This window comes from Streptomyces diversicolor, assembly GCF_057537855.1.
Window position 1 is genome coordinate 1 of the sequence record NZ_BAAJXA010000107.1, and the last position, 2,275, is coordinate 2,275.

Sequence of the window (2,275 nt, forward strand, 5' to 3'; positions counted from 1 at the left end):
CCCTGACTCGCTGGACCCCTCCTGGCACCGCAGCATCGTTGCCGTCCTATTCCGCCCGCCCAACACGTCCATCCCAGACCCTCAGACCCTCTTCGCCACCAGCCTGCTGACCACGATCCTCGCCACCTGCCAACTGATCACGGCTGCCGCGCACGCCGACGCCTACCCCAGCTACCCGGTGCCTCTGATCCGCTCGACGTCCTTTGACCTCCGCCAGACCCTCGCCGATGCCAGGCGAACTCTCATCACCCTGGACCCGTATAGCGGATGACCGGGGCATTACGAGGGCCTGCAAGATCGTGACGGGTGAGGGTGGGAGGTGCCACCGAATCCCGTTTTCCCAGGTCGGACAGGTGAGATCAAGCCCCGCGTGCCATCCGGTCCATCCTGTACCACCCCGTCCGCTCACGCAGCGCTCACGCGTCAGCAGCGGCATCTTCGAGAACAGGCGACGGGATGACCTTTGCGTCAGGCGATCGGAACTCAGACCCACTGGGGCGTCGATCAGCACCCTGCCTTCCTGGTCTGTCCCTAGACTGTGTCAGGGCGACGCAACGCAGGGCACTGGGAGAAGACTTGGACGAGACAGAGCGCAGGGCTGCAACGGCTCCCATCCGTATCCACCAGATCCGCACTGCGCTTCTGCAGCAGTACCAGGGCCTCATCTACGACGAGGACCTCAAAGGGTACGACCAGCAAGGCTACGAACAGCGCTTCCTATCCCGCGCGTTGACAGCGGCTGCTGTACGCGTAGTGACGGGCTGTGATCACAAGACCGCCGGCGCCTCCGTCATTGATGGTGAAGATGACCAAGGCATTGACGGCGTGGCTGTCACCGAGGGCACACAAGAGGTTTGGCTCGTCCAAGCTAAGTGGAGTGACGAGGGCAAGGGCAAGCTCGACACCAACGCGGCACACAAGCTCATCGCTGGTCTCCGACTCATCGAACAACGAAGTTTCGACCGCTTCAACGATCGCCTGGAGCCAATCGCTGCTCGAGTCAACGCCGCGATGCACGATGCCCGACTCAAGGTGACTCTCGTAATCGCTGTCATGGGTGTGGGGGGCCTAAGCAAGGAGACCACAACCGTTCTCGACGATGCTCGGAACGAGTTCAACGGCCTCGGTCCGGTCCTCGAGTACCGGGTGGTCCACGCTGCGGACATCCTGCAGCAGATCCGGGAGGACCTGACTCCCGAACCTGTGCGGGTGACAGTACGAATGACGAACTGGCTCAGGCGGAACACTCCACTCACCGCTTACCAGGGCACCGTTCCGGCCAGCAACATCGCCGAGTGGTACCAGGAGCACGAAAGCCGGCTCTACGAGCAGAACCTGCGTCAGTCCCTCGGTACAACCCGAGTCAATTCCGGCATGCTCGGCACCCTGGTGGACGAGCCGGAGAACTTCTGGCTCTTCAACAACGGCGTGACAGTGCTGTGCGATGCGCTGGAGGAGGATTGGCCGGGTCGCCGCCGTCCGGACGAGCCTGTGCACCTGCGCATCTCAGGAGTCAGCGTCGTGAACGGCGCACAGACCGTCGCAGCGGCACACCGCGCCACGAAGGCGGCACCCGAGGCGGTTGAGGACGCCGAAGTCACTGTCAAGGTGATCGTCGTCGACAAGGGCATGCCGGATCTCGCACAACGCATCACCGAGACAACTAATACGCAGAACCATGTGGAGCAACGCGACTTCATCGCCCTCGACGAGGTGCAGGCGATGATCCGCGAGGACTTCATGCTGTCCCTGCAAAAATCCTACGTGTTTAAGCGTGGTGAACCCGATCCAGCGCCGGACGAAGGTTGCTCTGTGGTGCACGCCGCCATTGCCCTGGCTTGCGCGCACCGCAACACCGAACTCGCCGTGCGCGCAAAGCGGGACACGGACCTTCTCTGGGAGCGTGGCAGCGGAGGCGCCTACCCTCGGCTCTTCGGGGAGCGGCCGGGGGCCTTCCATATCTGGCGCTCTGTACTCGTGCACCGCACTGTGGGCACCGCCCTGAACGAAGAACGCAAGCGGTTCCAGAAACGCGCCGCCGATGTGAGCCAGCGAGGTGACCTACTCGTCACCCATCTGGTTTTTCAGCTTCTCGATCAGGACCGTATCGACGATCCCGAGTACGACTGGGACGCGGCGCTGCGAGAGGTTCCTGCACTCACCAATCGCGTCCTTTCCTGGCTGATCCACCACATTGACACGGAGTACGGGCAGACCTCGTTCCTCAGTGGAACACTCACTGACGCCGGGCGATGTAAGCGGCTCGCGGAGCTAG

The 2,275-nt window shown here is 62.8% G+C and carries 2 protein-coding genes; both read left to right on the forward strand.

Annotated elements, in window-relative coordinates; translation table 11 throughout:
• Nucleotides 1-271: hypothetical protein (locus tag AC27LF_RS45300; RefSeq protein WP_479662427.1), on the forward strand; the 271-nt coding region annotated here is incomplete at its 5' end.
• A gap of 305 nt (nucleotides 272-576) precedes the next feature.
• Nucleotides 577-2,275 (forward strand): AIPR family protein (locus AC27LF_RS45305; RefSeq protein WP_479662428.1); only part of this gene is annotated, 1,699 nt, incomplete at its 3' end.